This is a genomic window from Mesoterricola sp. MK458 (assembly GCF_055384935.1).
In genome coordinates this window covers 3,457,642-3,478,156 of record NZ_AP045075.1, presented here as the reverse complement: position 1 = coordinate 3,478,156, position 20,515 = coordinate 3,457,642, and the positions used below count along the sequence as shown (strand labels likewise).

The 20,515-nt window shown below is 67.1% G+C and carries 21 protein-coding genes; 5 read left to right on the top strand and 16 right to left on the bottom strand.

Translation table 11 applies throughout. The annotated features are described in order from the left end of the window. Positions 1–61: 61 nt before the first annotated feature. The gene (locus tag ACZ5LB_RS15185; RefSeq protein ID WP_464603049.1) at positions 62–1,528 is read right to left on the bottom strand and encodes a sigma-54-dependent transcriptional regulator; all 1,467 of its coding nucleotides are present in this window, start codon (positions 1,526–1,528) and stop codon (positions 62–64) included. Between the two features lie 83 nt (positions 1,529–1,611). On the opposite strand from ACZ5LB_RS15185, the gene ACZ5LB_RS15180 reads away from it, so the two are divergent. The 5 genes from ACZ5LB_RS15180 to rfaD all read left to right on the top strand — a co-directional run bounded on the left by ACZ5LB_RS15180 (position 1,612) and on the right by rfaD (position 6,507). After that, positions 1,612–2,520, top strand: coding sequence for a glycosyltransferase family 9 protein (locus ACZ5LB_RS15180; protein ID WP_464603048.1), 909 nt, complete (start codon positions 1,612–1,614; stop codon positions 2,518–2,520). Next, on the top strand, positions 2,517–3,470 hold the full coding sequence (locus ACZ5LB_RS15175; RefSeq protein ID WP_464603047.1) for a glycosyltransferase family 9 protein: 954 nt from the start codon (positions 2,517–2,519) through the stop codon (positions 3,468–3,470). Before ACZ5LB_RS15180 ends, ACZ5LB_RS15175 begins: the two co-directional genes overlap by 4 nt. Before the next feature lie 145 nt (positions 3,471–3,615). Further along, complete coding sequence (locus ACZ5LB_RS15170; RefSeq protein ID WP_464603046.1) at positions 3,616–4,581, top strand: DUF1573 domain-containing protein; 966 nt, start codon at positions 3,616–3,618, stop codon at positions 4,579–4,581. Between the two features lie 4 nt (positions 4,582–4,585). Further along, entirely contained in the window at positions 4,586–5,536 is a 951-nt protein-coding gene (locus tag ACZ5LB_RS15165) for a DMT family transporter (RefSeq protein WP_464603045.1), read from the top strand. Between the two features lie 26 nt (positions 5,537–5,562). Then, on the top strand, positions 5,563–6,507 hold the full coding sequence (gene rfaD, locus ACZ5LB_RS15160; protein ID WP_464603044.1) for an ADP-glyceromanno-heptose 6-epimerase: 945 nt from the start codon (positions 5,563–5,565) through the stop codon (positions 6,505–6,507). A gap of 9 nt (positions 6,508–6,516) precedes the next feature. Here rfaD and ACZ5LB_RS15155 read toward each other — a convergent pair whose 3' ends face one another. The 15 genes from ACZ5LB_RS15155 to ACZ5LB_RS15085 all read right to left on the bottom strand — a co-directional run bounded on the left by ACZ5LB_RS15155 (position 6,517) and on the right by ACZ5LB_RS15085 (position 20,515). After that, positions 6,517–7,683 (bottom strand): PP2C family protein-serine/threonine phosphatase, encoded by a 1,167-nt coding sequence (locus ACZ5LB_RS15155; protein WP_464603043.1) that lies wholly within the window; start codon positions 7,681–7,683, stop codon positions 6,517–6,519. A 3-nt stretch (positions 7,684–7,686) separates the two neighbouring features. Continuing rightward, complete coding sequence (locus ACZ5LB_RS15150) at positions 7,687–8,025, bottom strand: STAS domain-containing protein (protein WP_306598308.1); 339 nt, start codon at positions 8,023–8,025, stop codon at positions 7,687–7,689. A gap of 265 nt (positions 8,026–8,290) precedes the next feature. After that, positions 8,291–8,587 (bottom strand): ATP synthase F0 subunit C, encoded by a 297-nt coding sequence (locus ACZ5LB_RS15145; protein ID WP_316413690.1) that lies wholly within the window; start codon positions 8,585–8,587, stop codon positions 8,291–8,293. Positions 8,588–8,648: 61 nt separating this feature from the next. Beyond that, a complete protein-coding gene (atpB, locus tag ACZ5LB_RS15140; RefSeq protein WP_464603042.1) occupies positions 8,649–9,380 on the bottom strand; it encodes a F0F1 ATP synthase subunit A in 732 nt (243 codons plus the stop codon). Between the two features lie 18 nt (positions 9,381–9,398). Then, positions 9,399–9,776, bottom strand: a complete 378-nt coding sequence (locus ACZ5LB_RS15135; protein ID WP_464603041.1) for an ATP synthase subunit I — start codon at positions 9,774–9,776, stop codon at positions 9,399–9,401. Then, complete coding sequence (locus tag ACZ5LB_RS15130; RefSeq protein WP_464603040.1) at positions 9,766–10,044, bottom strand: AtpZ/AtpI family protein; 279 nt, start codon at positions 10,042–10,044, stop codon at positions 9,766–9,768. Before ACZ5LB_RS15130 ends, ACZ5LB_RS15135 begins: the two co-directional genes overlap by 11 nt. Before the next feature lie 96 nt (positions 10,045–10,140). Further along, on the bottom strand, positions 10,141–11,598 hold the full coding sequence (locus ACZ5LB_RS15125) for an NADH-quinone oxidoreductase subunit N (protein WP_464603039.1): 1,458 nt from the start codon (positions 11,596–11,598) through the stop codon (positions 10,141–10,143). Next, complete coding sequence (locus ACZ5LB_RS15120; protein WP_464603038.1) at positions 11,598–13,232, bottom strand: complex I subunit 4 family protein; 1,635 nt, start codon at positions 13,230–13,232, stop codon at positions 11,598–11,600. Before ACZ5LB_RS15120 ends, ACZ5LB_RS15125 begins: the two co-directional genes overlap by 1 nt. Before the next feature lie 57 nt (positions 13,233–13,289). Further along, on the bottom strand, positions 13,290–15,551 hold the full coding sequence (gene nuoL / locus ACZ5LB_RS15115) for an NADH-quinone oxidoreductase subunit L (protein WP_464603037.1): 2,262 nt from the start codon (positions 15,549–15,551) through the stop codon (positions 13,290–13,292). A 40-nt stretch (positions 15,552–15,591) separates the two neighbouring features. Beyond that, on the bottom strand, positions 15,592–15,894 hold the full coding sequence (gene nuoK, locus ACZ5LB_RS15110; RefSeq protein WP_464603036.1) for an NADH-quinone oxidoreductase subunit NuoK: 303 nt from the start codon (positions 15,892–15,894) through the stop codon (positions 15,592–15,594). A gap of 3 nt (positions 15,895–15,897) precedes the next feature. After that, on the bottom strand, positions 15,898–16,452 hold the full coding sequence (locus ACZ5LB_RS15105; protein ID WP_464603035.1) for an NADH-quinone oxidoreductase subunit J family protein: 555 nt from the start codon (positions 16,450–16,452) through the stop codon (positions 15,898–15,900). A gap of 4 nt (positions 16,453–16,456) precedes the next feature. Next, positions 16,457–16,963: a NuoI/complex I 23 kDa subunit family protein gene (locus tag ACZ5LB_RS15100; RefSeq protein WP_464603034.1), complete on the bottom strand. Its 507-nt coding sequence runs from the start codon at positions 16,961–16,963 to the stop codon at positions 16,457–16,459. 10 nt (positions 16,964–16,973) lie between these two features. Then, on the bottom strand, positions 16,974–18,131 hold the full coding sequence (locus ACZ5LB_RS15095; protein WP_464603033.1) for a complex I subunit 1/NuoH family protein: 1,158 nt from the start codon (positions 18,129–18,131) through the stop codon (positions 16,974–16,976). Then, complete coding sequence (locus tag ACZ5LB_RS15090) at positions 18,128–19,228, bottom strand: NADH-quinone oxidoreductase subunit D (RefSeq protein WP_464603032.1); 1,101 nt, start codon at positions 19,226–19,228, stop codon at positions 18,128–18,130. The genes ACZ5LB_RS15095 and ACZ5LB_RS15090 overlap by 4 nt, the downstream gene beginning before the upstream one ends. Positions 19,229–19,237: 9 nt before the next feature. After that, positions 19,238–20,515 carry an NADH-quinone oxidoreductase subunit C gene (locus ACZ5LB_RS15085; RefSeq protein WP_464603031.1) on the bottom strand — a complete coding sequence of 426 codons (1,278 nt, stop codon included), beginning with the start codon at positions 20,513–20,515 and terminating at the stop codon, positions 19,238–19,240.

Below are 20,515 nucleotides of genomic sequence, written 5' to 3'. Positions count from 1 at the left end.
TAAGTATGGGTAACCCGGACGTCCTTGTCCAAGCATCCCAGTGTGCCACAGGTCGGAGATTTTACAAGAAATCGTTGGGTATGTCGCCCTTGGCGTCGCCCTCCGGGGCCTCGGCGGGGGGGAAGGATTCGGGAACGGGAAAGGCCGGGGCGGGCGTCCCCTTGCCACCCATTTCTTGCAGCCAATACCGGTAGGCCCGGAAACCCATGCCCAGCAGGCGGGCCGCCTTGGTCTTGTTGCCCTCGGCCCGCTCCAGGGCCCGGAGCAGGAAATGTCCCTTGAGGGCGCCCAGGTAGGCCTCCAGGTCGAACCCCCCCGCGGGGATGTCCGGAGCGCCCGCCGCCTGGGAGCCGACGCTCCCGTTGCGGGCCATCAGGTCGTCCGGGAAAAGATCCACGCCGATGGGCCCGCCGGAATTCAAGGCCACGCACCGTTCCATGAGATTCTCAAGTTCCCGCACGTTGCCCGGGAAGCGGCAGGCCCTCAGGACCGCCATGGCCTCCTCCGCCAGCCCCATGGTCGGCTTGTTGAGCTTGCGGCAGAACTTCGCCAGGAAATGTTCCACCAGGACCGGCAGGTCCTCCTGGCGCTCCCGGAGGGGGGGCAGCTCGATGTGGAGGATGTTCAGGCGATAGTAGAGGTCCTGGCGGAACAGGCCCTTTTCGGCCCGGTCCCGCAGGTCCCGGTTGGTGGCGCCGATGACCCGCACGTCCACCGCCCGCTCCTCGTTGGCCCCCACCCGCCGGATGCGCCGCTCCTGGAGCACCCGCAGCAGCTTGACCTGCAGGGGCAGGGGGATCTCCCCGATCTCGTCCAGGAAGATGACGCCGCCCTCGGCCTCCTCGAACAGGCCCCGGCGGGTGAAGTTGGCCCCGGTGAAGGCCCCCTTCTCGTAGCCGAAGAGCTCGGACTCCAGGAGCGCCTCGGGCAGGGCCCCGCAGTTCACGGGCACGAAGGGTCCCTTGGACCGGTCGGAATACCGGTGCACGAGCCGGGCCACGATCTCCTTGCCGGTGCCGCTCTCCCCCGTGACGAGGACGGTGGTGTCGGCCCGGGCGATCTTGCCCACCAGCGCCTGGACCTTGCGGATGGTTGGACCCACCCCCACCAGGTCCCCGATGTCGCGCACCTCGGGCCCGGGCGACACCGACACCGAGAAGATGCCCTTGAGCACCTTGGACAGCTCCTGGATGTCGTTCTTGGTCTTGGTGAGGAAGTCCACCGCCCCCAGGTTGAGGGCCCGCACCGTGGTCTCGGTGGTGGCGAAGGCCGTCATGATCACCACCGGCACGTCGAGGCCCCGCTCCTTCATCCAGGCGAGCAGATCGATGCCGCTGCCGTCCTTGAGCCGGAGGTCGGAGACCACCGCATCGAAGGGTCGCGCCTCCAGGGCCGCCCTGGCCTCCGCCAGGCCCGCGGCGGCGACGGTCTCGAACCCCTGGGGCGCGAGGCCCATCTGGAGGACGTCCCGGAAGCTGGCCTCATCCTCGACGAGCAGGATGGATTTGGGAGTGACGGCAGGGCGCATGGGTTCGCTTTTCGGGGGGGGTGGGGACTCGGGCCCAGTATCTCAGCGTTGACCGGCCTTGGGGAATGAGGAACCATCCAATCATGCGCTTTCTTCTCGGCAGGACGGACGCCCTCGGCGATGTGGTCATCTCGCTCCCCGTGATGGAGCGCATCCTCTCGCGCATGCCGGAGGCCGAGGTGCACTGGCTCGTGTCCCCCTACGCGGCGCCGCTCCTGCAGGGGCTCCCGGGCGTCCATGTGCGCGAGCCCGGCACCGACCTGGTCGCCCTCATGCGCGGGATCGCCCCCGACGCCGTGCTCAATCTCGGTCACCGGGACACCGCCGTCATCACCGCCGCCAAGGCCGCCGGCGTCCCGGTGCGGGTGGCCCGGAGCCGCGGCCGCCAGATCCTGGACGCCACGCATGTCCTCTGGCGGGGCCGCAACGGCACGGGCCGCCACGAGGCCCAGAACGTCCTGGACTTCCTCGGCCCCTGGGGCTGGCAGGGGGGCTCCCCGGCCCCCCCGCGGATCCACCTCCGGCAGGAGGAGCTCGACCTGGGCCGGGCCGCGTTCTCCGCCCTGCCACGCCCCCTCCTGGGCATCGCCACCCGCAGCTCCGGCTCCTCCGCCTTCCCATCCGGAGCCTGGTGGGCCCGGGCGCTCCCGGTGCTCGAGGCCGCCGGCTGGCACCCGGTGATCCTCGCCCCGCCCGAGGATTCAAGGCTGGAGAAGACGGACCTCCGGGGCCTCCTGGGCCGCATCGCCGCCTGCGACGCCTTCCTGGGGCCCTCCACCGGCCCCACCCAGCTGGCCGCGGCCCTGGACGTGCCCGTTCTCGCCCTCATGGGCCTGAGCTCCAACCGTGGCCCCAGCCGCTGGACCCCCCTGGGCCGCCGGGTCCAGGTGCTCCAGTACCCCGGCCCCGAGGCCGACCTGGAAGGCGGCATGGACCGCCTGGATCCCGCGGCCCTGCTGCCCCACCTGGAGCGGTTGCGGGGGCTCGCGTGATCCCCCAGGGCGCCACCTGGGTACGGTTCCCCCGGTTCGTGGGGGACGCGGCCATGCAGCTTCCGGTGCTCCGCATCCTGCGGACCATCGGCGCCGGCCCCATCGTCGTCTGGGGCCCCAGCCCCGCCGTGACGCTGGTGGAGGGCCACGAGCTCGCCGACGCCGTGGTGCCCGACCGGAGCAGGCCCGGTCCCCTGGCCATGGCCGGCCTCCTCCGGGAACACCACGCCGCCCGCAGCATCCACTTCCCCAAGTCCCTGCGCCCCGCCCTGGCGGCCTGGCTGGCCCGGGTCCCCGAGCGCATCGGCGTGGACGAGAGCCTCGCGGGGATCTTCAATACCCACAGCGGCCCCTTCTGGGATGCCCAGGGCCCCTTCCTGGAGCGCTACCACGCCGTGCTGGCCCGGCGCTGGCCGGACCTGCCCCCCATGCCCTTCGCCGACTATGCCCCGGCCGTCACCGTGGACCTGCCTGCCGAGCCCTACATCTGCCTCATGCCCGGCTCCACCTGGCCGTCCAAGGCCTGGCCCCGGGACCACTTCCGGAACCTGGCGCGACTGGCCCGGCTGGACGGATTCGCGGTGGCGGTGCTGGGCACCCCCGATGAGCGCGACGTGTGCGACTTCGTGGCCCAGGACGCCACCCACAACCTCTGCGGCCGCACCTCCCTGGTGCAGGCCGCCGCCTGGCTCCGGGGCGCCCGGGCCGCCCTGGGCAACGACTCGGGCCTGAGCCACCTGGCCGCCGCCTGCTCCACCCCCACCCTGGCCCTGTACGGCGCCACGGACCCCGGCGGCAGCACCCCGTGGGGCCCCCGGACCGCGGGCATCCGCCTGGACGGAATCCCGTGCGCCCCCTGTTTCAAGCCCGTCTGCACGGTGGAAGGCCATCCCTGCCTCGCGGGCATCCAGCCCGAGCGGGCCTGGAGGAACCTCCTGGACCTGATGTGAACGAAGGGGGACCGCGCGGTCGCTGCGCGCCCTCTCCGTCCCCCCTCGTGCTCCCCCACGTGGCGGCCAGGCGGAGCCCGGCCACCACGTCCGATTTGAACGGCGGGATTCCGCGTAGAATGAACGAGTCTGTCCGAGGTTGCCCATGCGTCCCTTCCTATTCAGCCTGATGGTCCCGGCCCTGTGCCTGGCCCAGGGGCCATCCATTTCCGTGGACAAGGCCCACTTCGATTTCGGCAAGCTGTACGGGGACACCAAGGCCGTCCACCGCTTCAAGGTCTCCAACAAGGGCAACGCCCCACTCAACATCAGCAGACTCAACCCCTCCTGCGGCTGCACCTCCACGGTCATCGGGCAGTGGACCCTCAATCCCGGCCAGAGCACCGAGGTGGAGGCCACCTTCAATCCCGCGGGCTTCCGGGGCCAGGTGCACAAGTCCATCCAGGTGGTCTCCAACGACCCCTCCAACCCCACCCTGGACCTCACCTTCGAGGCCGAGGTGCTGCGGGAGATCATGCCCTCCAGCGAGGCGGTCTTCCTGCAGGACGTGCAGCGCACGGTCCCCCGCAAGGCCTCCGTGCGGCTCGTCTCCGGCAACGGAAGGCCCGTGCACGTCACCGACGCCCGTTCCCCGGGGGCCGCCTGGCTCACCTGCTCCGTCCGTCCCGAAGGCAACGACGCCTGGGTGGACATCCACATGGATGGCACGAAGATTCCCGCCTCCCGCCCCTCCGGCACCGACGCCGTGGTGGTGAAGACCGACAACCCCCGGGCCGCCGTCATCAACATCACCGTCCAGTGGGAACTGCGGGCCTACGTGGTGGCCGAACCCGGGCGTGTGGCCTGGGTGGAGCCCGCGGGCAAGGAGCACCGGGCCAAGGTCGTCCTGAAGCAGGTGGACGGCAAGCCCTTCCGCATCCTTTCGGCGCGCACCACGAACCCGGTGGTCCGGGTCGAAGGCGCTGGCAAGGGGGCCGCCTCCCGCCAGGACCTGCAGGTGGTCCTGGCAGCCAACGCCAAGGCCGGCATGTACAGCGAGAAGGTCCTTCTCACCACCGACAGCCCCGACCAGCCGGAAGTGGAAATCCGCGTCGCCGCCTCCCTGCGCTGACGCCGTGACGGATTCCAGGGGTCTCAAGCACACGTCCGCCGTGGTGGGGACGCTCATGATCGCCGTCGTGTGGGGCGCGAGCTTCGCCGCCATGAAGTTCGCCCTCCAGGCCGGTCTCAGCGTGGGGGCCATGCTCACGCTGCGCTTCTGCATCGGCAGCGCCTGCCTGGGCATTCTCCTCCTGGCCCTGCGGGTTCCCCTGGAGCGGCGCTCGGTCACCGACGGCCTGTGGCTGGGCCTGCTGCTGACCGCCATCTTCTGGCTCCAGGCCAGCGGCCTCGAGACCACCACCACCACCAAGTCCGGGTTCATCACGGGCCTCTACGTGCTCTTCACGCCCATGGCCAGCGTGCTCCTGGGCCACCGCCTCAAGATCGCCCACGGCCTGGGCGCCGTGGTGGCCACCGGCGGGCTCTTCCTGCTGGTGCACACCCCCGGGGTGAGCTTCGGCGGCTGGAACCGTGGGGACTCCCTGACCCTGGTGTGCGCGGTGGGCTGCGGGTTCCACATCGCCCTCACGGGCATCTTCAGCCGGCGCTCCAACGGCTGGGTCCTGGCGTTCATGCAGGTGGCGACCATCGCCGTCGTTTCCGCCGCCCTCACGGCCATCCTCCCCGCGCCCCACGGGTTCCAGACGGCCCGCACCGCCCTGGCCGTTCCCGGCGTCTGGGTGGCCCTGGCCTACCTGGGCGTCCTGGCCACCGCCCTGGCCTTCTACCTCATGTCCACCCTCCAGGCCCACCTTGGCAACACCGAGGCCGCCATCCTCTACTCCCTGGAACCCGTGTTCACGGCCCTCCTGGCCATGACCGGGTGGGTGCCCGGGATCCGGGAGCGCCTCTCCGCGGTCCAATTGGCCGGGGGCGGAATCATCCTGGGCGCCATGATCCTGGCCGAAGTGGGCCCCGCCTGGATGGCCCGGTTCGGGGATTCCAGCCCCGAACGCGACGGCTGAGCCATAATCGAAACAAGGAGGTCCCCGTGATCATCGTTACCGGAGGCGCCGGGTTCATCGGCAGCAACGTCGTCAAGGAGCTCAACCGCAGGGGCCGCACCGACATCCTGGTGGTGGACAACCTTGAGCGTTCCGAGAAGTTCCGTAACCTGTCCGACCTCGTCATCCAGGACTATATGGACAAGCGCGCCTTCCGGGCCCGCCTCGACGCCGGCACCTTCGACCTCCAGGCCGACGCCATCCTCCACAACGGCGCGTGCTCCGACACCATGGGCGGCGACGGCCGGTACATGCTGGAGAACAACTTCGGCGACTCCAAGGCCCTGCTGAACTACGCCCTCTCCAAGGCCATCCCCTTCGTCTACGCCTCCAGCGCCGCCACCTACGGCCCCGGCCCCGTCTTCGTCCCGGACCCCGCCAACGAGCGTCCCCTCAACGTCTACGGCTACTCGAAGCTCCTGTTCGACCAGCACGTCCGCCACCTCCTGCCCCAGGTGCGCAGCACGGTGGTGGGTCTGCGCTACTTCAACGTCTACGGCCCCCGGGAAGACCACAAGGGCCGCATGATGTCCGTGCTCCACCAGCTCCTGCGCCAGCTGCGCAACGAAGGCGTGTGCCGCCTCTTCTCGGGCACCGACGGCTACGGCGACGGCGAGCAGGTGCGGGACTTCGTCTTCGTGGGCGATATCGTCGATATCGGCCTCCACTTCGCCCAGGGCCCCGTGACCCAGGGCATCTTCAACGCCGGCACCGGAAAGGCCAGGAGCTTCAACGCCATCGCCCAGACCCTCATCGCGCACCTGGGCAAGGGCCGCATCGAGTACATCCCCTTCCCCGCCGAGCTCGCCGGCAAGTACCAGAGCTTCACCCAGGCCGACCTGGGGGGCCTGCGCGCCGCGGGCTACCTCAAGCCCATGACGGAACTGGAGGAAGGCATCCGCCTCACCCTGGCCGAACTGGAGGCCCGCTAGAGGGCCGTCCTAGCCCAGCCGGTCCAGCACCACGAGGGTCACGTCGTCCGAGAAGGGCGTGGACTCGTTGAAGGCCACGGCCTGGCGCACGATGAGGTCCGCCGCCTCCTCCTCGTCCGCGGGCAGGTCGGAGCAGATCTCCAGCAGGCCCTCGTCCCCCAGGAACGAACGGTCCTCCCGCTCCACCTCCACCAGGCCGTCGGTGTAGACGATGAGCCGGTCCCCCTTCATGAAGGGGCAGGTCTGCTGCTGGAACTGCAGGCTCTCGTCGATGCCCAGCATGAAGCCCCGTTCCCCCAGGACCGTGGGGATGCGCTTGCCGCCGGTGGCCCCCTGGGAGATGAGCATGGGCGCCACGTGGCCCGCGGCCACGTACTGCAGGGTATCGGACGCCGGGTCCAGCCGCGCCAGGAAGGCGGTGGCGAACTGTTCGGCCAGGGTGCTGCGCGCCAGGTCCCGGTTCATGGCCTGGGCCCACGCCAGGGGGCCGTGGCCGAAGCGCACTTGGTTCTCGAAGCAGGTCTTCACCATGGCTGAGATGAGGGCCGCGGTCACGCCGTGGCCGCTCACGTCGGCGATCATCAGGGCCACGCTGTCGTCGGGCAGGTTGAGGATGGCGTAGATGTCGCCCCCGATGCCCTCCGCGGGCAGGTAGCGGTGGGTGTAGCGGATGTTCCCCGCCTGCCCGGGGATGGGCGGCAGCAGGCCCACCTGCAGGCGCGCCGCGAGCCCCAACTCGGCAGTCATGCGCTCCTGGAACCGCGTCAGCTCCAGGTTCTGCCGCTTGATCTCCTTCTGCATGCCGATGATGCGGAAGGCCGACTCCACCTTCGCCATCACCTCCTGGGCGTGGAAGGGCTTGGAGATCATGTCGTCGGCGCCGAGGTTCAGGCCGCCGATCTTCGAGGCCGTGCCGTCCAGGGCCGAAACCAGCACGAAGAACGTGTCGCGCGTGCGGGGATCCCCCTTCACCGCCTGGCACAGCTCATCCCCGGCCATCTCCGGCATGCGGAGATCCGAAAGGATGAGATCGGGCTGGAGCTTGGCCATCTCGTCCAGGGCCGCCCGGCCGTTCTCGGCCAGGAGCACCGTGTAGCCGGCGCGCTTGAGGTAGAAGCTGAGGATATCCCGTATGGGCGCTTCGTCATCGACGACCAGCACGACGCCTTTTTGCATGCCTCAGGCCCCGCGAAGCGCGTCCTGCTCCGTCGTGAAGATGGAGAAGTAGTTCGTGAGGTTGGTCTGGTCGAAGGTCTTCTTCACCTGGGGCGGCAGGGCGCAGAGGTGGAGCTTGCCGTTGTTCTTGTCCACGCTGTTGCGGGCGGCCACAAGGAGGCCGAGTCCCGAGGAATCGATGAAGGACACGCTTTCGAGGTTGATGACCAGGAGCTTGGGCTGGAGCGTGGTCACGGTGTCCCGGATCACGTCCCTCAGCTGGGCCGTCACCTCGAAGTTGACCTTGCCCTGGATGGTAACGACCGATGCGTTCCCTTCCTGGCGGGTCTGGATGTTCAACATGGGGCCTCCTGCGTCACATTTCAATTCATGACGCGCTTAGGGCAGATACCCATTGGCAACGCCTGGTTCCGGATTTCATGACCTGAAGAGCACGAGCACTGAAGAAAACGTATCGTCCCGGGTGCCGTTGGACGTTGATTGGCTGGAAAGATCCCGGGCGGGTGGTGCGGTGGAGCGATTGTACTGCGAAAAAATCGAGGGACGCCAAGGTTTTATGGCGAAATTCCCGGAACGGGGCACGGGCCCCGTTCCGGGCGGGTGCGGGCTACTTGACGGCGAAGGCGGCCACGAGCACGTAGATCACCAGGGCCTCGATGAGGGCCAGGCCGATGATCATGGTGGTGCGGATGTTGCCGGCGGCCTGGGGGTTGCGGGCGATGCCTTCGCAGGCGGCGACCACGGCCTTGCCCTGGGCCATGCCGCAGCCGGCGGCCGCAATGGCGAGGGCGATGTGGGCCAGGAACTTGCCTTCGAAGATGCCGGGGGCGGGGGCGCCGGGGACCTGGGCGAAGGCGGCGACGGCCAGGGTGAACAGGAAGGCGGTGGTGAGGAACTTCTTCATGGGAAACCTCGGAAAAGGGGGACGCGGGGTTCGGAATCCCGACGTCCGGTTGGAAACGGGGCTAGTGCTCGTGCGCGACCGCTCCGGACACGTAGATCGTGGCGAGCATGATGAACACGAAGGTCTGGATCAGGCCGAAGAAGAGGCCCATGAAGGCCAGGGGCACCGGAACGACGAGGGGGGCCAAGCCGAAGAAGATCCCGGTCACCACGTGCTCGCCGGCGATGTTGCCGAAAAGACGCAGGCTATGGCTCAGGATGCGGGAGAACAGGCCCAGGACCTCGAGCGGCCACATGAGGATCCACAGGAACCACACCGGGCCCGCGAAATGGCCCAGGTACTTCCCGACGCCGTGCTCGCGCATGCCGTGGAAGTTGTAGTAGAGGAACACCACCAGGGCGCACCCCAGGGTCACGTTGTAGTTGGCCGTGCCCGAACCCAGGCCGGGGACCAGGCCGAAGAGGTTGTTCAGGAGGACGAAGACCCCCAGGGTGCCGATCAGCGGCACGTAGCGGTCCGGGTGATGGGCCACGTTGTCCGACACCAGGGTCCGCACGAAGCCCACCAGGTATTCCATGGTCTGCTGCAGGGGGCCGGGGACCCGCACCAGCTTCGCCCGGACCATGAGCACGAGGATGACCGTTACCAGGGCCGCCAGGACCGAGATGAGCAGGTGGTCGTAGCGCTCCAGGACCGACAGGGCCTGACCGTGGGCGAAGCCGCCCCACGGGTGCCTGGCCAGCCCCAGGAGGTTGGTCAATAGGACCGCGAGAAAGGACGCATGGTGTTCCATGGTGGGGACCTCGGGTGCTCAGTCGGGCCGGAAGATCAACCAGAACGCTTCCAGGACGATGGAAGCGCTGAACAGGAGGATCCCGGTGACGAAGGGTAGTACTTCCGAAGGGAAGCACACCATCATCCCACGCAGGAGAAGCACGATCAACGCCAGTTTGGCCAGCACCAGGAACCCGAAGAGCCACCGGCGCCTCACCGAAGGGGTCAGCATGCCGCCCACCACCCACCGGTGGAGGTTCCAGAAGAGGATGCTGGCCACCCCCCCCGCCGCGAACACCAAAGCCGCCCGCCAGGACCGGGCCAGACCCCAGCCCGCCGCGCCCAGGGGCACCAGGGCCAGCTGGATCCGGCCGATGCGGGTCAGGTGGTGCGCCCCCCCGTCCTCAGCCCCCATGGGAATCGTCCTTGCGCTTGCGTTCGGCCTCGTCGAAGCGGTCCAGGCGCACGGTGGTCTTGTACAGCTCCCAGAACCCCGTGGCCACGCCCCAGGCCAGGCCCACCCACATGCCGGCCCGGGGATGCCCGAAGAGCCCCCCGATCCAGCGCCCCAGGAAGAACCCCGAGACGATGGCGATGGGAAACACCATGCCCAGCCCCATGAGGTCGCCCCACAGGGCCCTTTCCCGGGGGTCGACCCCCTTGTCCTTGCGCTGGAACAGCATGCCGCCACCCGCCCTTGTCCGATTATCGCCTATTGTAACGGCCATCGCCGGCAGTCCCCATGGGGAGAGCTGCCGGCGACGGGGAAAGGGGGCGGGCTAGAGGATCGTGCCGGCCCAGTCCAGCAGGTAGGCCCCGAAGAGGGTTCCCGCCAGGACCAGGGCGCAGGACATGCCCACCACAAGGCTGGTGATCCCGCTCACGGGCTTGACTTCGCCCTCGGCGGGTTCCTTGAAATACATGACCGCCACCACCGCCAGGTAGTAGTAGGCCGCCACGGCGCTGGTGAGCAGCGCGATGACCGTGAGGGTCACGTGACCCTGCTCGATGGCCAGCTTGAACAGGTAGAACTTGCTGAAGAAGCCCACCAGGGGCGGAATGCCCGCCAGGCTCAGGAGGATGACCATCATGGCGAAGGCCAGCACCGGCCGGGTGCGGGCCAGGCCGCGGAAGTCCTCGATGCGCTCCCCTTCGCCCTTGCCCTGGAGGTAGATGACGATGCCGAAGGCCCCGCTCTGCATGAGCAGATAGGTGAGCATGTAGAGCCAGATGGCCTGCACGCCGCCGGGAACGTTGGAACTGAGCACCCCCAGCAGCATGTAGCCCACGTGGGCGATGCTGGAGTAGGCCAGCAGCCGCTTCATGGTCTGCTGGCGGAGGGCGGCGATGTTGCCCAGGATCATGCTGGCCGCGGCCACGAAGGCCAGGGGCGCCGTCCACTCCGCGTGGAGGCCGCCGAAGCCCGACCCGAACACCCGCGCGAAGGCCGCGAGGGAGGCCGCCTTGGGCGCCATGGACATGAAGGCCGTGATGGCCGTGGGGGCGCCGTCATAGGCGTCCGGGCTCCACATGTGGAAGGGCACCGCCGCCACCTTGAAGCAGAAGCCCACCATGACCATGAGGATCCCGAGGAACACCAGCAGGTTGCTGGAGGCGGGCAGGAGCGCCAGCTTCTCGTTGAGGTCCGCGAGGTTCGTGGTGACCCCGCCCGTGGCGGCGAAAAGCAGGCTGATGCCGAACAGGAGGATGCCGCTGGAGAAGGCCCCCAGCAGGAAGTACTTCACGCCCGCCTCGATGCTGCGTTCCTGCTCCCGGAAGTACGCCACCAGGATATAGATGCACAGCGCCATGAGCTCGAGGGAGAAGTAGACGGACACCAGGTCGGAGGCCCCAACCAGGAACAGCATGCCCGTCACCGAATAGAGGATCAGGGCGTAGTACTCCACCGACTGGTCCTTGTGCAGGTTCAGCTGCAGCTGGCTCAGGAGCACGGTGATGATGCCCGCGGCCAGGCACAGGTACTGGAAGCCCCGGGTGATGCCGTCCACCTGGTACATGCGGGAGAAGCCCATCCCGGAGGGGGTGCGGCTCACCAGGAACGCCGCGGCCGCGAGGACCAGGACGGTGACGGCGGCCCACTGGCTCTTCCCGCCCTTGGGCACGAACACGTCGCCCGGCCAGAGCATGACCGTGGCGGCCACCAGGATGAGAAGCTGCGGGTAGATGAGCGGGAGATCCCTGACCAGGGTCCCCCACAATCCGGCGGCGAAGGACATTACTCACCCCCTCCATGGCTGGTCGCGTGCTCTTCGGCGGCACCCTCGGCATGGGCCGGCGCGGCCATGGCGGCCATGCCGCGCTGGGCGGCTTCTCGCTGGGCGGCCGTGAGGGGCTGCTGCTTGTAGAAGGACGGATTGACCTGCATCACCAGCTTCTCCACGGGCTTGTCGAGGACGGCCAGGATCGGCTTGGGATAGAGCCCGATCCAGAAGGCGGCGATGAGCAGGGGCACGAAGTAGGCGATCTCGCGCAGGTTCAGGTCGGCCATCTTGGTGTTGGTCTCGCTGATGGGTCCGAACATGGCGCGCTGGTAGAGCCAGAGCATGTAGGCGGCGCCCAGGATGATGCCCGTGGTGGCCACCACCGCGATCCAGGGCGCGGCCTGGAAGGCGCCCTGAAGGATGGCGAACTCCCCGATGAAGCCGTTGAGGCCCGGGAGCCCGATGCTGCTCATGGTCATGATCATGAAGACGGTCGCGTAGATGGGCATGGTCTTGGAAAGGCCGCCGTACTCGGCGATGAGGCGGGTGTGGCGCCGCTCGTAGACGATGCCCACGATGAGGAAGAGCGCGGACGTGGAGATGCCGTGGTTGAGCATCTGGAGGATGCCGCCGGTGATGCCGTTGGGGTTCAGGGCGAAAATGCCCAGCATGCACAGGCCCAGGTGGCTCACGGAGGAGTAGGCCACGAGCTTCTTCATGTCCTTCTGGATCATGGCCACCAGCGCGCCGTAGATGACGCCGATGATCGACAGCGTCATGAACCAGGGCATCAGCTCCTTGGTGGCGTCCGGGGCGATGGGCAGCAGGAAGCGCAGGAAGCCGTAGGTGCCCATCTTCAGGAGCACGCCGGCCAGCACCACCGAACCCGCCGTGGGAGCTTCCACGTGGGCGTCAGGCAGCCAGGTGTGGAAGGGGAACATGGGCACCTTGATGGCGAAGCCCAGGAAGAAGGCCACCGCCAGGAGCGTCTGGAAGGTGTGGGACTGCTGGCCGACCGTGGCCGCCATGGCCTGGAAGGAGGCGATGGACATGTCGTAGTGGCCGGTGGTCTTGAACTGCAGGAAGTAGATGGCCAGGATGGCCACCAGCATCAGCACCGACCCCGCCAGGGTGTAGAGGAAAAGCTTGATGGCGGCGTAGAGCTTCTGGGGGCCGCCCCAGATGGCGATCAGGAAGTACATGGGCACCAGCATCAGTTCCCAGAACAGGTAGAACTGGAACATGTCCTGGGTGATGAAGACGCCCATCATGCTGAACTGCATGACCAGCAGCCAGATGTAGTACTCCTTGTGGCGCTCCTGGATGGCCGTGAACGAGCACCACACCACGATGAAGCCCAGGAGCGTGGTGAGCAGCAGCAGCACCAGGCTGATCCCGTCCATGCCGATGCTGAACTTGACCCCGATGCTGGGGATCCAGTCGCAGGAGTAGGCCCACTGGACCGCCGCGCTGGACCGGTCGTACTGGAACCACAGCGGAAGGCTCAGGAGGAAGTCCGCCACCGTGAAGGCGAGCGCTCCCAACTCGAAGGTCCGGCGGCTCTCCTTCGGAACAAGCAGAAGGAATAGGGCCCCCAGGAGGGGAAGGAAGGTGACCCACAACGGGAGGTTTTGGTACCAGGGGATCATGGGAACTCCAGGGAGCGTCTAAAGGTCGAACGGGGAAATCGAAGGGAGAGAAGGGGTTCAGGCCAGGAACTTCCAGAATGCGAACACCAGGAAGCCCAGGAACATGACGAAGGCGTAGTTCTGCACCCGGCCGCTCTGGAGCTTGCGGAAGCCCCCGGCGACCTGCTGCAGCACCCAGGCCACCAGGTTCACCAGGCCGTCGACGATCTTGGCGTCGAACCAGTGCAGGGCGTGGCTGCTGACGAGGGTGAACCGCGCGGCGCCGTTCACCATGCCGTCCACCGCCCAGGTGTCGAAGGCCCACAACTGGGCACCCAGCTGCTTGCAGGGTCCGATGAAGGCGGCTTCGTAGAACTCGTCGATGTAGTACTTGGCGTTCACCCATTCGAACAGCTCGGGGAAGCGCTTCACGAAGGCCTTGGGCTTGGACCAGGTGGGATCCGCGCCGTAGAACCACCAGGCCAGGCCCATGGCGGCCGGTGCCCACACGACGGTGGCCACGAACATCAGGATGTATTCCATGGCCGGGATGGCCTCGTGGGCCTCGTGGGCGTGGGTCTGGTAGAGCAGCGGGGCGATCCAGGCACTGAAGTGGCCGCTGCCGATCCAGTGGAGGCTGTGGGGGATGTTCAGGAAGCCGCCCACCAGGGCCAGGAGGCCCAGCAGGGCCACGGGCACCCACATGTTCCAGGGCACCTCGCGGGGACCGTGGGACCCGTGGGCGTCGTGGGCATTGTGAGCATCGTGGTCGTCGTGGCCGTGGGAGGCGTCGTGCCCGGCATGGTCGTCGGCGGCGTGGTGGACCTCGGAGGGGACGGTGAGGTGGTGGGGGTCATGCCCCGCGCCACGGTATTCCCCGAAGAAGGTCATGGCCATGAGCCGGACCATGTAGAAGGCGGTCATGAACGCCGCGATCATGCCCATGCACCAGGCCACCAGGTTCAGGGTGGAGCCCTGGTAGGTGCCGCCCGCGAACCAGCCCTCGAACACCTTCCAGAGGATCTCGTCCTTGGAGAAGAAGCCCGAGAAGGGGAAGATGCCGGCGATGGCGAGGGTGGCGATGCCCATGGACGCGAAGGTCCAGGGCATGTATTTCCTCAATCCGCCCATGTTGCGCATGTCCTGCTCGTGGTGGCAGGCCAGGATCACCGAGCCGGACCCCAGGAAGAGGGCGGCCTTGAAGAAGGCGTGGGTGAAGACGTGGAACATGCCGGCGGAGAAGGCCCCCGCGCCCATGCCCATGAACATGAAGCCCAGCTGGCTCACCGTGGAGTAGGCCAGCACCTTCTTGATGTCGTACTGCGCCAGGCCCATGCTCGCCGCCACCAGGGCCGTGAGGGCCCCCACGAAGAGCACCACCGACAGGGCCACCGGGGCGTTGATGTAGATGAAATTGAGCCGGGCGATCATGTAGAGGCCCGAGGTGACCATGGTGGCCGCGTGGATCAGGGCGCTCACCGGGGTCGGGCCCGCCATGGCGTCCGGAAGCCAGACGTAGAGGGGAATCTGGGCGCTCTTGCCGCAGGCGCCCAGGAACAGGCAGCAGCCGATGAGGTTGAACCACCAGGTGGGCGCGTGGGAGACGCCGAAGAGCGTGATCTCGGGCCGGGCCAGGATGTCCCGGGTCATGCCCATGAGCGTGTCGAAGTCCACCGAGCCGTAGATCATGAAGATCAGGAAGAACCCGATGAGGAACCCGAAGTCGCCGATGCGGTTGGTGACGAAGGCCTTCTTGCCCGCAACCGCCGCGTATTCACGGTCGAAGTAGAAGCCGATCAGCAGGTAGCTGCAAAGCCCCACCCCTTCCCAGCCCAGGAACATGATGATCATGTTCGCGCCCAGCACCAGGTTGAGCATGGAGAAGATGAAGAGGTTCAGGTAGGCCATGAAGCGGTAGTACTCGCCGCTCTTGCGCTCATCGGCCATGTAGCCCGTGGAGAACAGGTGGATGAGGAAGCCCACCCCGGTCACCAGCAGGCCCATGCAGGCGGAAAGGGGATCCACCTTGTAGGCCCAGGCCATGGTGTTGTGGGTGATCCCGCCCAGCACCTGGGCGTCGCCCAGGCTCAGCCAGGTCCACACCGTCTGGGTCACGGAGCGGTTCGCCGGTTCCAGGCCCATGAGCTGGACGAAGGTGTAGCACACCAGCAGGAAGGACGCCGCCACGGAACCCAGGGCGATGAGGTCCACCAGCTTGTTGTTCTTGAGCCTGCGCCCCGTGGCGCCGTTCAGGATGGCGCCGAACAGCGGCAGGAAAGGGATGAGCCAGAGCACGGAACTGTGGAGGGGCGTGCTCTGGACTGCGTGTTCCATGATCATGCGTTCACCTGGGTCGAAGTCGTCAGAGGGGAGGTCATGCTCAGCCCTTGAGAAGGTTGATCTGGTCCACCTGGATGGTGTCCTTCTTGCGGTAGAGGGCCACCACCAGCGCCAGGCCGATGGCCACTTCCGCGGCGGCCAGGCCCATCACCAGCAGGGCGAAGGCCTGTCCCGCCACCGTGCCCGCGTGGCGCGCGAAGGCCACGAGGTTCAGGTTGGCGGCGTTGAGCATGAGCTCCACGCACATGAGGATCACCAGGGCATTGCGGCGCACGAGGACGCCGGCCACACCCGCGGAGAACAGCAGGAATGAGATGAAGAGGACCGTGTTCATGGATGCCATGGCCTACACCCTTTCCTTCTTGGCCAGCGTCACGGCCCCGACCAGGGCCACCAGCAGGATCACCGACAGGATCTCGAAGGGCAGCAGGTAGCCCGCGAAGAGCCCGCGGCTCACGGCCTGGGAGTTCTCCTTGGCCACGTCCAGCCCCCGGGCCAGGCCCGGGTCGAGGGTGAGGGCCACGTCCGCGCTCTTCGTGAACCAGGTGCTCACGAAGACCCCGACGATGGCCGCGGCGCCGATGGCCACGGCCACGAGGGCATAGGGCGTCTGCGACTGGAACAGGCCCTTCTCCTTGAATTTGGTCATTTCCACCAGCATGACCACGAAGAGGAACAGGACGACGATGCCCCCGGCGTAGACCAGGAGCTGGGCCACCGCCAGGAACTCGGCGCTCATGCAGAGGTAGCAGCCCGCCACCGAGAGCATGGAGAAGAGGAAGCCCACCACGCTGTGCACGGCGTTCTTGGAGAAGACCAGCGCCAGGGCCCCGCCCACGGCCATGAGGCCGAAGATCAGGAACAGGTTGCGCCCGATGAAAGCCAGGAAGGTTTCGATCATGGGTTCAGTCCTCGTCCGAATAGGAGAACTTGCCGACCGGGGTCAGCCCGAACATGTTCTGGGACTCGCCCAGCATGCCGATGGAGAAGTCCTCGCGGTTGTAGGCCGCCAGTTCGAACTGGTGGTTAAGGATGATGGAATCGAATCCGCAGCTCTCAACGCAGAACTCGCAGAAGATGCAGCGCTCCATCTCGAAGTCGTAGCGGGTGGGGATCTTGGTCTTGCGCCCCTCCTTCTTGCCGCTCTCGATGGTGATCACCTGGGTGGGGCAGATCTTCTCGCAGGCCAGGCAGCACACGCACTTGATCTCGCCCTGCTCGTCCTTGAGCATGGTGAGCCGCCCGCGGAACCGGGGCGCCAGCTTCACGGGCACCTCGGGGTACTCCTCGGTGACGTGCAGCTTTACCTTGCGCCGGTTCGCCGTGGCGAAGACCTTCGCGAAGTGCGTGCCCGTCAGCTTCATGCCCTTGAAGATGTCCACCGGGAACAATGTCTTGAGGAACTTTCGCATACTCACTCCCCTAGGCCGCGAAGCGCAAGGCCGCAGCCAGCACCACAAGGACAAGCGTGAAAGGAATCAAATATTTCCACGCCACTGCCATGACCTGGTCGTACCGGTAGCGGGGAATGGTCCCGCGAACCCAGATGAAGACGAACAGCAGGAAGATCATCTTCACGACGTACCAGAGCGCGTTGGGCGAACCGATGATGGGCCAGTCCTGGACGAAGCGGTGCAGGCCGAAGGGCAGCAGGTAGGGTCCGCCCAGGAAGAAGGCGCTGGCCAGGGCCGCGACGACCACCATGTTGATGTACTCGGCCAGGTAGAAGAACCCGAAGCGCATTCCGGAGTATTCGGTATGGAACCCGGCCACCAGTTCGTTCTCCGCCTCGGGCATGTCGAAGGGCATGCGGTTGGTCTCGGCGAAGCCGCAGGTGAAGTACACCAGGAAGCCCACCGCCATGAGCGGCGCGGCCAGGGGAGACATCTCCAGGGCCAGCCTGCGGGTCATGTCGTTGAAGTTCAGGGTCCCGGTGAGCACCACCGGCACCAGCAGGCTGAGCGTCAGGGGCACTTCGTAGCTGACGATCTGGGCACCGGAACGCAGGCCGCCCAGGAGGGGATACTTGGAATTGGAGGCCCAGGCTCCCAGCACGATGCCGTAGACGCCCACCGAGGCGATGCCCAGGATGAACAGCAGGCCCACGTTCATGTCGGTGATGAAGCCGTTGAAGGGCACGCCCCCCAGGATCGGCACGAACTTCGGGAAGGTGAACAGCGCGCCAGGGTAGAAGCTCACCGCCGCGAACACCACCACCGACGCGATCAGCGACAGGGCCGGCGCCACCAGGAAGATGGCCCGGTCGGCCTTGGTGGGGACGATGTCCTCCTTGAGGAACAGCTTGGCGATGTCGCCCACCAGCATGGGGAGCCCGCGCCAGTAGGACAGGAAGGGCACCTTGCCCATGCGCCACATGCCGCGGTTCAGCCAGCCCGTGAGTCCGACGCGGTGGCCCGCGATGCGGGTCGCGCCCAGGCGGTCCTGGGCGTGGCCCAGCACCTTGCGTTCCGCGTAGATGGTCAGCGGCACGATGATGAAGATGAAGAGGACCACGCACACGGCCTGGATCACGGCCATCAGGCAGGTCTGGAGGAGGGTCAGCTCGGGGGTTGCGTTCATCGGTCGATCTCTCCCAGGACCACGTCAAGCGTTCCGATCGTGGCGATCACGTCGGCCACCAGGCCACCCTCGATCATCATGGGCAGCGCCTGGAGGTTGATGAAGCCCGGGGCGCGCACGTGGAAGCGGTAGGGGTTCAGCGAACCCTTCTCGCCCACCAGGTAGTAGCCCAGCTCGCCCTTGGGGGCCTCGGTGGCGTGGTAGACCTCGTTCACCTCGGAGCGGAGGACCTTGGGCAGCTTGGCCATCACGGGGCCTTCCGGCAGCCCGTCGATGCACTGCTGGATGATCCGGGCGCTCTGGCGCATCTCCTCCAGGCGGACCTGGTACCGCGCGTAGGTATCGGCCTCGGTGCGCGTGGGGATCTCGAAGTCCATCTCCGAATAGGCGGCGTAGGGGAAGGCCTTGCGGATGTCGTAGGCCACCCCGGCGGCCCTCAGCACCGGCCCGGTGACGCCCATGGCGATGGCGTCCTCGGCCTTGAGGATGCCCACGCCGATGGTGCGCTTCTTCCAGATGCGGTTCTCGGTGAGGAGGGTCTCGTATTCATTGATGCAGTCGGGGAATTTCGCCAGGAAGTCCCGGACCTTCTTCTCGAAGCCCGGCGGCAGGTCCTCCCGCAGCCCGCCGATGCGGAAGGCCGTGGTGGTGAGCCGGGACCCGCAGAAGGCGTCGAAGATGTCCAGGATGGCCTCCCGCTCCCGGAAGGTGTAGATGAACACCGTCATGGCGCCGATGTCGAGGCCATGGGTGGCCAGCCAGATCAGGTGGGAGGCCAGGCGGTTGAACTCATTGAGCAGGGTCCGGATGTACACCGCGCGCCTGGGCACCGTGATGCCGAAGAGCTTCTCGATGGATTCCGCCCAGCCCAGGTTGTTGGCGATGGCGGACGTGTAGTCCATGCGGTCGGTCCACACCTGGCCCTGGAAGAAGCTCTTGTTCTCGCAGATCTTCTCGACGCCCCGGTGGAGGTAGCCGATGCAGGGGGTGCACTTCGTGATGACCTCGCCGTCGAGCTTGAGCTTCAGGCGCAGCACCCCGTGCGTGGACGGGTGCTGCGGTCCCATGTTTATTTCCATCTCCTCGTTCTTGAACACAAGGAACTCCTATTCAGCTTTGGGCGGATGGAGGTTGATGCCCAGGTTCCCGGCCTTCTCCATCGCGATGCGCATCAGCACGCCGCTCCGGTCCTCGCGGAAGTCGATGTCCCGCTGGCCGAGGCCGGGGGTCGGATATTCCTTGCGGAGGGCGTGGCCCTCCCAGTCCTCGGGGCAGAGGATGCGGGTCATGTCGGGGTGTCCCTGGAACCGGATGCCAAGCATGTCCCAGATCTCCCGCTCCAGCCAGTTGGCCGTGGGGTAGACGGGGACGGCGCTCTGGGGCTCGTAGCCCTCGGGCACCAGGATGCGCAGGCGCAGGCGCTTGTGCCGGCGGATGCTGGTGAGGTGGTAGACCACCGCGAAGGCCCAGCCCTGGGCCGCCGGATAGTGGGTCGCCGTTTCGTCCGCGAGCATCTCGTAGCGCAGCGCCGGGTCCTCGCGGCACAGCTCCAGGACCTCCCGGATGGCGTCCCGGTGGACCTGGCAGGTCATTTCGCCGCCCTGCTGGAACGCCTCCTCCACCTTGTCGCCCAGGACCTCCATGAGCTTCAGGAGATCGGGGTCGGTGGGAGCCTGGGGCGCGGGGAACTTCATGTCGTTGGCGTCCGGCTTGGGCACGGGACGCACCGGCGCCTTGGGGGCGTCCTTGCCCTCGGCTTCCGCCTTGGCCTTGGCCGTCTCGTAGTCCGCGAGCGTCTTCTTCCACTTGGCCTCGTCGGCAGCCGCCAGGGCGGCCTGCTCCTCGAGGTAGGTCTTCAGGCTGGGCAGCGGCACCGTCTTGGGCATCACCACCTGCCGGTTGGGCGCGGCCTTGAGGTCGTAGACATAGGCAGCGGGCGCTTCCGGAGCGGCAGGCTCTGAAACCTTGGGCGCCGCGGGCTCGGGGGTCTTGGGCGCCACGGCCTCAGGCGCCTTGGGCGCCGCTGGCTCGGCCGCCTTGACCGGCTCCGGAGTGGGCTCGGCCGGCTTGACCGGTTCCGGGACATCCGGCGCCTTGGCGGCAGGCGCCTCGGGCGCGGGGGCCGCGTCCGCCACCTGTTCGAACTTGATGACCGTCACCGGGCACCCGTTGGCCGCGGCGACGATGCCGGCCTCCAGGCTCTTCTGCAGGTCCACCTTCAGAGGGGCCTTCTCGGCCCGGTTCTCGGTGGTCTGGCCATCGGCCCGCACCGCCGCGTTGATCACACAGGTATCGTCCGTGACGTGGAATACATCCGCGCACTCGGCCTCGCAGGCGTTGCAGACGATACAACCTTCGTCGATCCAGACTTTGATGATTGCCAT

Excerpts from the sequence above, each read along its gene's own strand:
- ACZ5LB_RS15125 (WP_464603039.1), bottom strand. The coding sequence starts at position 11,598 with ATGTCCTTCGCCGCCGGATTGTGGGGGACCCTGGTCAGGGATCTCCCG.
- ACZ5LB_RS15180 (WP_464603048.1), top strand. The coding sequence starts at position 1,612 with ATGCGCTTTCTTCTCGGCAGGACGGACGCCCTCGGCGATGTGGTCATC.
- atpB (WP_464603042.1), bottom strand. The coding sequence starts at position 9,380 with ATGGAACACCATGCGTCCTTTCTCGCGGTCCTATTGACCAACCTCCTG.
- ACZ5LB_RS15135 (WP_464603041.1), bottom strand. The coding sequence starts at position 9,776 with ATGGGGGCTGAGGACGGGGGGGCGCACCACCTGACCCGCATCGGCCGG.
- ACZ5LB_RS15105 (WP_464603035.1), bottom strand. The coding sequence starts at position 16,452 with ATGATCGAAACCTTCCTGGCTTTCATCGGGCGCAACCTGTTCCTGATC.
- ACZ5LB_RS15145 (WP_316413690.1), bottom strand. The coding sequence starts at position 8,587 with ATGAAGAAGTTCCTCACCACCGCCTTCCTGTTCACCCTGGCCGTCGCC.
- ACZ5LB_RS15095 (WP_464603033.1), bottom strand. The coding sequence starts at position 18,131 with ATGAACGCAACCCCCGAGCTGACCCTCCTCCAGACCTGCCTGATGGCC.
- ACZ5LB_RS15170 (WP_464603046.1), top strand. The coding sequence starts at position 3,616 with ATGCGTCCCTTCCTATTCAGCCTGATGGTCCCGGCCCTGTGCCTGGCC.
- ACZ5LB_RS15155 (WP_464603043.1), bottom strand. The coding sequence starts at position 7,683 with ATGCAAAAAGGCGTCGTGCTGGTCGTCGATGACGAAGCGCCCATACGG.
- ACZ5LB_RS15085 (WP_464603031.1), bottom strand. The coding sequence starts at position 20,515 with ATGGCAATCATCAAAGTCTGGATCGACGAAGGTTGTATCGTCTGCAAC.
- nuoK (WP_464603036.1), bottom strand. The coding sequence starts at position 15,894 with ATGGCATCCATGAACACGGTCCTCTTCATCTCATTCCTGCTGTTCTCC.
- ACZ5LB_RS15185 (WP_464603049.1), bottom strand. The coding sequence starts at position 1,528 with ATGCGCCCTGCCGTCACTCCCAAATCCATCCTGCTCGTCGAGGATGAG.
- nuoL (WP_464603037.1), bottom strand. The coding sequence starts at position 15,551 with ATGATCATGGAACACGCAGTCCAGAGCACGCCCCTCCACAGTTCCGTG.
- ACZ5LB_RS15150 (WP_306598308.1), bottom strand. The coding sequence starts at position 8,025 with ATGTTGAACATCCAGACCCGCCAGGAAGGGAACGCATCGGTCGTTACC.
- ACZ5LB_RS15130 (WP_464603040.1), bottom strand. The coding sequence starts at position 10,044 with ATGCTGTTCCAGCGCAAGGACAAGGGGGTCGACCCCCGGGAAAGGGCC.
- ACZ5LB_RS15120 (WP_464603038.1), bottom strand. The coding sequence starts at position 13,232 with ATGATCCCCTGGTACCAAAACCTCCCGTTGTGGGTCACCTTCCTTCCC.
- ACZ5LB_RS15100 (WP_464603034.1), bottom strand. The coding sequence starts at position 16,963 with ATGCGAAAGTTCCTCAAGACATTGTTCCCGGTGGACATCTTCAAGGGC.